This is a genomic window from Tessaracoccus bendigoensis DSM 12906 (assembly GCF_900141915.1).
GTDB lineage: Bacteria > Actinomycetota > Actinomycetes > Propionibacteriales > Propionibacteriaceae > Arachnia > Arachnia bendigoensis.
The window spans coordinates 1-7,535 of the sequence record NZ_FQZG01000114.1 but is presented as its reverse complement, the minus strand read 5'-3'; the positions used below and the strand labels follow the sequence as shown (position 1 = coordinate 7,535).

Here is a 7,535-nt window from a genome sequence, read left to right as displayed (position 1 = left end):
GCGCTTGATCGCCGCGACGCCTGCCCATTCCAGTGCCGACGGGTCGACGAACAGCTTGTCGCGAGCCACCACGTGCTTGAGCCAGTCGTCGATCCGACCGACCATGAGGGTGACGACCGGGCCCATCCGGGAGACGTCGTGGCCCTCGGCCTCACGGCGGACGAGGCCGCGCTCGATCGCCTCGCCGGCCTGGACGGCCTGCGGGACGGAGAACGACACCGTCACGTTAATGCTCACGCCGCGGTAGGTGGCGTCCTCGATGGCTTCGATGCCGACCTTGGTGGCCGGGATCTTGACGACGATGTTGTCGGCGAGGCCGTGGAACTCGACGGCCTGGTCGGCCAGGGCCTTCGCGTCGCGGTGGAAGCGGGGATCGGTCTGCACGGAGAGACGGCCGTTTCGTCCGTTGTGCTCATCGAAGATCGGCTTCAGCAGCGCCGCGGCCTCGACCGACATGTCACGCACGGCCTGCCAGCCGATCTGGGACTCGCCCCAGGTCGGGTTCGCGGCGGCGATGGCCTCGATGCGGGGGCGCCACACGTCGAGGTGCTTCTTGATCGTCGAGTAGGCGATCACAGGGTTGCAGGTTGCACCGACCCCGCCGAAGGCGATCGACTGCTTCAGCTCTGAAAGATCGGACGAATCGTTCCAGAGTGCGGTCGGCGTGGTGCGCGCCGCCTCGAGCAGGGGGCCGGGGGTGTACGTCGTGGTCATGGGTGCTCCTGGGTTGGGTGTGAGTTGTGCGGCGGCGATGCCGTCTCTGTGGCACCCATTCAACCTTAATGTTACCTGCATGTCAAGAGAATGTCTGGACAAAGCTGCCGGGACGGCCTCGACTGGAGTTTGGCGAGGTCAAGGGGGTCCAGCACCCGCTACGTGCTGGGCATCGGCGGCCCGGCAGGAGGCGAGTTTGAACAGATTCGTAATTTGTGCGAACAAAGCTTGACATTGGCCGGACTTTCGGGCAGACTTGGCGTCAAGTTGAGGAGGTCGTCAAAGTGGATGACGTATTGGCATCGAAGGCCCTGGTGATCGGACGATGTGGGGTCGACATCTATCCCCTGCAGGTCGGGTTGCCGCTTGAAGACGTGCAGACTTTCGGAAAGTTCCTCGGTGGCTCGGCCATCAACGTGGCTGTGGCATGCGCCCGGTACGGGCACCGGGTGGCTGGGCTCTCGGGGGTCGGCGACGATCCGTTCGGGCGCTTCGTCATCAAGGAACTCGAGCGGCTTGGCGTCGACGCGTCGCACATGGTGGTGAACTCGAAGTTCAACACGCCGGTGACGTTCTGCGAGATCTTCCCACCGGACGATTTCCCGCTCTACTTCTACCGCGAGCCGTCGACGCCCGACCTTGAGGTCAGCGTCGCCGATCTACCGGCGGACCTGGACACCTACAAGCTGCTCTGGCTCACCGTCGGTGGCCTTTCGGCCGAACCTTCCCGGTCCGCGCACCTCGCGGCCGCGAAGACGCCACGCCCCGGTGGCCTCACGATCCTCGACCTGGACTACCGGCCGTACTTCTGGCCCTCTGAGGAGGTTGCGCGGGGCGAGATCGGCAACCTGCTCGAATACGTCGACGTCGCGATCGGCAACAAGGAGGAGTGCCGCGTCGCCGTCAACGAGACCGACCCGGAGCGTGCCGCCGATGCCCTGCTGGACCGTGGGGTGAAGGTCGCCATCGTGAAGCAGGGCCTCGTCGGAACTCTGGCCAAGACCCGTGAGGAGCGCGTGTTCGTGCCTGCGACCAGGGTCGACGTCATCAACGGGCTCGGGGCCGGGGATGCCTTCGGTGGAGCCGTGTGCCACGGGCTCCTCGAGAACTGGGACCTGGACCGCATCATCGCATTCGCATCCGGGGCAGGCGCGATCGTCGCCTCACGCCTCGAATGCTCGACCGCCATGCCCTACGAGAACGAGGTCGACGAGCTGCTCGCCACACACCCCGAGATCGTGCAGAATACCCAGAAGGAGAAGCGATGAGCCTGATCAAGAAACTTACCGAGATCCGGTTCAGTGACCCGGACGCCATCGGTCGGGCCCTCGACGCCCGCGTGCATGGGCCCGAGTTCGCAGAGGTCGACAAGCTGATGGTGATCGCCGCAGACCACCCCGCCAGGGGTGCGCTCGGAGCGGGCGACGACGACACGGCCATGGCCTCGCGGGAGAGCCTTCTTGAGCGCTGCGTGACCGCGCTCTCCCGCCCTGGCGTCAACGGCTTCCTCGGCAGCCCGGACATCATCGACGACCTCGCGCTGCTCGGTGCCCTCGAGGGGAAGCTCGTGTGGGGGTCGATGAACCGTGGGGGAATCCAGGGGGCGAGCTTCGAGATCGACGACCGTTTCACCGGGTACGACGCCCGGGGCATCGTCGAATCCGGTCTCGACGGTGGCAAGCTGCTGCTCAGGATCGACTACAACGACCCCGCAACCGCGAAGATGCTGGAGCGCACCGCGCAAACGGTCAACGCGCTCGCCGAGGTGGGCCGCAACACCATGATCGAGCCGTTCATCTCGGGCATGGTCGACGGGCGGATCGCCAACGACCTGAGCACCGAGGCCGTGATGCGTTCGATCACGATCTCCTCGGCGCTCGGGCGCACCTCGGCCAACACCTGGCTCAAACTGCCCTGCGTCGACGAGATGGAACGCGTGATGGAATGCACCACCCTCCCGAGCCTGATCCTCGGCGGCGAGGTGCCGGCGGACATGGATGAGGCGCTGTCCGGCTGGCAGGCCGCGCTACGGCTCCCCAACGTGAAGGGCCTGATCATCGGCCGTTCGCTGCTCTACCCGAGGGACGGCGACGTCGCCGCCGCCGTCGACAGCTGCGTGGAGGTGCTGTGAACGACAACGACACCTATGTGATCAAGGCCGGTGCCACGGCACACGACAGTTTCGAGACCGATGTCGACCCGGCGAGGGTCGGCTGGGAATGGTCATCGATCCGCGTGCTGCGCCTCGAGGCCGGAGCCGAACAGGTGATCGGGACGGGGTCAGACGAGATCCTCGTGCTGCCGCTCTCGGGCTCCTGCACCGTTGAGGTCGACGGCCTGACCTACGAGCTGTCAGGTCGGCCGGAGGTCTGGACGGCGATCACCGACTACCTCTACCTTCCACGCGACACCACTGCGACCATCCGCAGTGCCGACGGCGGACGCTTCGCCTTGCCCGGTTCGAAGGCAACGTCGCACCTGCCAGTCCGGTACTGCCCGGCAGACGAGGTCATCACGACGCTCAGGGGAGCCGGGAACTGCTCAAGGCAGGTCAACAACTACGCGCTCGGTAACGATCTGGAGACCTCGCACCTCCTCGTTTGTGAGGTCCTCACCCCTGGGGGAAACTGGTCGAGCTACCCGCCGCACAAGCACGACGAGCACAACGACGTCGAACGGGTGCTGGAGGAGATCTACTACTACGAGGTCAGGTCCGGGGCCGATGGCAGCCCGGGGATGGCGCTTCAGCGCATCTACCCGTCGCCGGCCGGGCAGATCGACGTCTGCACCGAGGTCGGCTCCGGTGATGTCGTCGTCATGCCGTTCGGCTATCACGGTCCCTCGGTAGCCGCGCCTGGCTACGATCTCTACTATCTCAATGTCATGGCGGGCCCGGCTGAGGACTCGACGTGGCTGATGACCGACGACCCCAACCACACGTGGATTCGTCAGATGTGGGACGACGCAGAAGTCGACCCTCGCCTCCCGATGACCCCAATGAACACCCAGGAGTGACAATGAGCTCAACCGTGCGCCTGACCGTCGGTCAGGCCGTCATCCGATTCCTCGTCAACCAGTACGTCGAGCACGACGGCACCACCGAACGTTTGATCGCCGGAGCCTTCGGCATCTTCGGTCACGGCAACGTGGCCGGCATCGGGCAGGCCCTGCTGCAGAACGAGATCGATCCGACCCCTGACGGCGGCGAGATGCCCTACATTATGGGGCGCAACGAGCAGGGGATGGTGAACGCGGCCGCGGCCTTCGCCAAGTCGGCCAACCGGCACCAGACGTGGATGTGTACCGCATCCATCGGGCCGGGGTCGCTGAACATGGTCACCGGTGCGGCGCTGGCGACCACCAACCGGGTGCCGGTGCTGTTGTTCCCGTCCGACCAGTTCGCGACGAGGCATCCCGACCCGGTGCTGCAGCAGGTCGAGGATCCGGTCTCCCCGCTGACGGCCGCCACCGACTGCTTCCGCCCGGTGTCGCGCTTCTTTGACCGCATCAGCCGCCCCGAGCAGTTGGTGCCCTCGCTGATGGCCGCGATGCGGGTGCTCACGGACCCCGTCGACACCGGCGCCGTCACCGTCGCCCTGCCGCAGGACGTGCAGGCCGAGGCCTACGACTTCCCCGTCGAGTTCTTCAAGCCCCGCACGTGGCGCATCCGCCGCCCGGCCCCCGAGCCGGTCGCGATCGAACGCGCGGCCGAGATCATCCGCGGCGCACGCCGTCCGCTGATCGTCTCCGGTGGCGGCGTGATCTACTCGGAGGCCAGCGAGCAGCTGCGTGCGTTCGCGACGGCGACCGGCATCCCCGTCTCGGACACGCAGGCGGGCAAGGGTGGCATCAACTTCGACCACGAGTGCGCCGTCGGCGGGGTCGGGTCGACCGGTGCCAAGTCGGCCAACGTGCTGGCCGAGGCGGCCGACGTCGTCATCGGCATCGGGACGCGCTACTCGGACTTCACGACTGCCTCGCACACCCAGTTCAAGAACGAGGACGTGGCGTTCGTCAACATCAACGTCGCGGCTTTCGACGCGAACAAGCACGCGGCCGAGATGGTCGTCGCGGACGCGCGCGAGGCCTTGGTCGCGCTGACCGCGGCACTTGAGGGCTACCACGTGGAGGAGCCCTACTCGGAGCAGATCGCTGAGCTGCGCGACGAGTGGTCGGCCATCATCGACGAGTGCTACCACCGTGGCCAGACGCCGTTGCCCGCGCAGACCGAGGTGTTCGGCGCGCTCAACGAGCTGATGGGAGAGGACGACGTGGTGATCAACGCGGCCGGCTCCATGCCCGGCGACCTGCAGGCGCTGTGGCGCGCGAAGACGCCCAAGCAGTACCACGTCGAGTACGCTTTCTCGTGCATGGGCTACGAGATTCCGGCCGCGCTCGGCACGAAGCTGGCGCTGCCCGATTCCGAGGTGGTCGCGATCGTCGGCGACGGCACGTACCAGATGCTGCCGATGGAGCTGGCGACCATCGTCCAGGAGGGCGTGAAGGTGATCTTCGTGCTGCTCCAGAACAACGGCTACGCGTCGATCGGTGCGCTGTCCGAATCGCACGGGTCGCAGCGCTTCGGCACCCGTTACCGCAAGGGCGGCGGGGCGTCGCACACCTCCGACGGTGAACTGTTGCCGGTCGACATCGCGACCAACGCGGAGTCGTGGGGGCTGAAGGTGCTGCGGGTCCAGGGCATTGAGGAGTTCAGGGCGGCCTATGTGGAGGCTGCGGCGATGGACAGGGCGGTGATGATCTACATCGAGACCGATCTGTACGGGCCGAACCCGCCCGGCACCAGCTGGTGGGACGTCCCGGTCTCGGAGACCTCGCGGATCGAGTCGACGCAGCAGGCTCGGGAGTGGTACGTCGGGATGAAGGAACCTCAGCGGCAGTACCTCAACTGAAACCCGTTGTGAGAGCGGCCCGGGCATGCGCCCGGGCCACTCGTGCAGCACGCTCGCCCAATCTCGCATGCCGAATGGGTAGACAAGCTTTCAAACAATGTCTAGTATTGTGGTGACAAATACGAAGCACGCATGAGCAAAGTCAGCCTGTCGACTCTGCTCCACGGTGCCGCAGCCGTTGGCGGCGCGCACCCCGATACGTCTCGCCGAGGAAAGGTTTTTTGAGATGACTGCACCACGCAATATCCAGCACTGGGTCAGCGGCGCCTACTACGAGGGGAACCCGAAGGGGTCCGTCGACGTCGAGAACCCCGCAACCGGCGCCGTCGCGGCGAAGCTGCTCGCCGCGAGCCGCGAAGACCTCGACCATGTCGTCGACGTCGCCCGAGCGGCACAGAAGACCTGGGGGCGCACTTCGCTCGCCAAGCGCACCGCCATCATGTTCAAGATGCGCGAGTTGGTGCTCGCCCACTCCGACGAACTGGCGAAGTCCATCGTCGAGGAGCACGGCAAGGACTACAACGACGCGATCGGTGAGATCCAGCGCGGCCGTGAGACCCTCGACTTCGCCTGTGGCATCAACGCCGCGCTCAAGGGAGAGTTCTCCTTCGACATCTCCACCGGTGTCGATATCCACACCGTCCGCCAGCCCGTGGGCGTGGTGGCGGGCATCTGCCCGTTCAACTTCCCCGTGATGGTGCCGATGTGGATGCACCCCGTCGCGATCGCAGCTGGCAACGCCTTCGTCCTCAAGCCGGCCAGCCCCACGCCCACCGCGTCGCTGCTGATCGCCGAGCTGTACAAGGAGGCCGGGCTTCCCGACGGCGTGTTCAACGTCATCTCCGGTACCCGCGACCTGGTCACCGAGATCCTCGAGCACCCCGGCATCGACGCCATCTCGTTCGTCGGGTCGACGCCGGTCGCCCGCATCGTCCAGGAGAAGGGCACGGCAAGCGGCAAGCGCGTCCAGGCACTCGGGGGCGCGAACAACCACGCCATCGTGATGCCCGACGCCGATCTCGCGTTCGCCGCGCAGCACGTGTCGGCCGCCGCCTTCGGTGCCGCAGGCGAGCGCTGCATGGCGCTCCCCGTGGTCGTCGCCGTCGGTGGTGTCGGCCCGACCTTCGCCGAACTGGTCAAGAGGCACGCGCAGACCATCAAGGTCGGCATGGGGCTGAACAAGGGTGTCCAGATGGGCCCGGTCATCTCCCGCGCGGCCCGTGACAAGATCGTCGGCCTGATCGACGATGCCGAGGAGCGGGGCGCGGACGTCATCCTCGACGGTCGTGGGCTCAAGATCGAAGGCTACGAGGACGGCTTCTGGGTCGGCCCGACGATCCTCGACGACGTCCCCCTCGACGCGCCTGCGTACTACGAGGAGGTCTTCGGCCCGGTGCTGTCGATCGTGCATGCGGACACGTACGAGGATGCGATCCGCATCGTCAACTCGTCCGAGTTCGGCAACGGCTCGGCCATCTTCACCAACGACGGAGGCGTCGCCCGGCGCTTCCAGTTGGACGTGGAGGCCGGCATGGTCGGCATCAACGTCCCGATCCCGACGCCGGTCGCCTACTACTCGTTCGGCGGCTGGAAGGACTCGCTGCTCGGGGACACCCACATCCATGGCCCGGAGGGCCTGAAGTTCGTGACGAAGCTCAAGGCGATCACGTCGCGTTGGCCCTCCGAGTCGGGCACCTACGCCGCCTCGATGTCCTTCATCCGGGAGGAGTGAGCCTCACGCTCCGCTGAATCTGGACCGGCCGACACCCCTTCGGGGGGTGTCGGCCGGTTTCGCGTCCGGGCTTGGGTTGGGTGCGGGTTTGAGCAGGATTTGCATGTCATTCGTCGTCGGGGTGTGTTGTCTGCTGACGATGCGTCGGGCTCGGTGTTGAGTGTCGGATCCTGCTCAAG

6 protein-coding genes are annotated in these 7,535 nt (G+C 66.3%); 5 read left to right on the top strand and 1 reads right to left on the bottom strand.

Going from position 1 to position 7,535, the window contains the following annotated elements:
• Positions 1 to 714: transaldolase family protein (locus BUC15_RS18145; RefSeq protein ID WP_073191351.1), on the bottom strand; the 714-nt coding region annotated here is incomplete at its 3' end.
• Positions 715 to 998: 284 nt separating this feature from the next.
• On the opposite strand from BUC15_RS18145, the gene iolC reads away from it, so the two are divergent.
• The 5 genes from iolC (at position 999) to BUC15_RS18120 (ending at position 7,356) form a co-directional block, all read left to right on the top strand.
• Positions 999 to 1,982 (top strand): 5-dehydro-2-deoxygluconokinase, encoded by a 984-nt coding sequence (gene iolC / locus BUC15_RS18140; RefSeq protein WP_073191348.1) that lies wholly within the window; start codon positions 999 to 1,001, stop codon positions 1,980 to 1,982.
• Positions 1,979 to 2,845 carry a Cgl0159 family (beta/alpha)8-fold protein gene (locus tag BUC15_RS18135; RefSeq protein WP_073191345.1) on the top strand — a complete coding sequence of 289 codons (867 nt, stop codon included), beginning with the start codon at positions 1,979 to 1,981 and terminating at the stop codon, positions 2,843 to 2,845. The genes iolC and BUC15_RS18135 overlap by 4 nt, the downstream gene beginning before the upstream one ends.
• Positions 2,842 to 3,729, top strand: coding sequence for a 5-deoxy-glucuronate isomerase (iolB, locus tag BUC15_RS18130; RefSeq protein WP_073191342.1), 888 nt, complete (start codon positions 2,842 to 2,844; stop codon positions 3,727 to 3,729). Before BUC15_RS18135 ends, iolB begins: the two co-directional genes overlap by 4 nt.
• A gap of 2 nt (positions 3,730 to 3,731) precedes the next feature.
• Positions 3,732 to 5,624 (top strand): 3D-(3,5/4)-trihydroxycyclohexane-1,2-dione acylhydrolase (decyclizing), encoded by a 1,893-nt coding sequence (iolD, locus tag BUC15_RS18125; protein ID WP_073191339.1) that lies wholly within the window; start codon positions 3,732 to 3,734, stop codon positions 5,622 to 5,624.
• 226 nt (positions 5,625 to 5,850) lie between these two features.
• Entirely contained in the window at positions 5,851 to 7,356 is a 1,506-nt protein-coding gene (locus BUC15_RS18120) for a CoA-acylating methylmalonate-semialdehyde dehydrogenase (RefSeq protein ID WP_073191335.1), read from the top strand.
• The last annotated feature ends 179 nt before the right edge of the window (positions 7,357 to 7,535 follow it).

Coding starts and splice junctions, on each gene's coding strand:
- BUC15_RS18135 (WP_073191345.1), top strand. CDS start 1,979: ATGAGCCTGATCAAGAAACTTACCGAGATCCGGTTCAGTGACCCGGAC.
- iolD (WP_073191339.1), top strand. CDS start 3,732: ATGAGCTCAACCGTGCGCCTGACCGTCGGTCAGGCCGTCATCCGATTC.
- BUC15_RS18120 (WP_073191335.1), top strand. CDS start 5,851: ATGACTGCACCACGCAATATCCAGCACTGGGTCAGCGGCGCCTACTAC.